The 210-nt window shown below is 36.7% G+C and carries 1 pseudogene; it reads right to left on the reverse strand.

The annotated features are described in order from the left end of the window. Window positions 1-41: 41 nt before the first annotated feature. A pseudogene (locus tag H5087_RS20075) lies at window positions 42-210 on the reverse strand (IS481 family transposase); the annotation flags it as partial.

Raw genomic sequence — 210 nt, forward strand, 5'->3', positions numbered from 1 at the left:
TGATCTGACAGTTACCCGTTTTTTAATCGGTGACTGTCAGTCTAGATTTGAGCTAAATTTTTCTCAGCCCAGATCAATTTTCCATCTAATAAAGTTTCTAATGGCGTTCTGCCACAGCATATTTTTCCTTGATGAGTTCGGTCATTATTGTAATAAATCATCCATTCGTCCAGATCCTTTTGCAATTCCGCTAATGAGCTATATAGCTTT

The organism is Pseudoalteromonas sp. SR43-7 (assembly GCF_014163785.1).
Lineage (GTDB): Bacteria > Pseudomonadota > Gammaproteobacteria > Enterobacterales > Alteromonadaceae > Pseudoalteromonas > Pseudoalteromonas distincta.